Source organism: Oleiphilus sp. HI0128 (genome assembly GCF_001635365.1).
On sequence record NZ_LWGG01000462.1, the window covers coordinates 1 to 753 of the forward strand.

The following is a 753-nucleotide window of genomic DNA, read 5'->3' on the forward strand; positions in this document are numbered from 1 at the left end:
TGGTGCGGTAATTCACTTACCACAATATCGCCGTTTTCCTTGTGGTAAATTCCACGCATACGAATCGAGCCTCTGCCCGTTTCGTAGATATTCAATAACTCAGTACGAGGCGTCACGATCTCGGCACCAGTAGGATAATCCGGCCCCAGAACATTCTCAGCAAGCTGCTCATTGCTGACACTGCTGTCATCAAGTAAGCGAATACAAGCACTCGCCACTTCCCTAAGGTTATGTGGTGGAATATCAGTTGCCATACCCACGGCAATACCCGTGGTACCGTTTAATAGCAAATTAGGTAAGCGTGCTGGCAGAGTTTTAGGTTCATCCATGGTGCCATCAAAGTTTGGCGCCCACTCTACGGTGCCCTGACCTAACTCAGCTAAAAGTGTATCTGCGTAAGGAGCCAGCCTTGACTCGGTATATCGCATCGCAGCAAAAGACTTCGGGTCATCCGGAGAACCCCAGTTTCCTTGTCCGTCAATAAGGGGGTAGCGATAACTGAAGGGCTGCGCCATCAAGACCATTGCCTCGTAACAAGCACTGTCTCCATGAGGGTGAAACTTACCCAAGACATCACCCACCGTACGAGCAGACTTTTTGTACTTGGCTGTCGCCTTCAAGCCCAATTCGGACATAGCGTAAACGATTCTACGCTGGACAGGCTTCAAGCCGTCCCCAACATGTGGCAATGCACGATCAAGAATGACGTACATTGAGTAGTCTAAATAAGCTTTCTCGGTGTATTCACGAAGC

1 protein-coding gene is annotated in these 753 nt (G+C 49.4%); it reads right to left on the reverse strand.

What is annotated here, in order from left to right:
• Window positions 1–753 (reverse strand): DNA gyrase subunit A (locus A3763_RS05640; protein WP_304440792.1); only part of this gene is annotated, 753 nt, incomplete at both ends.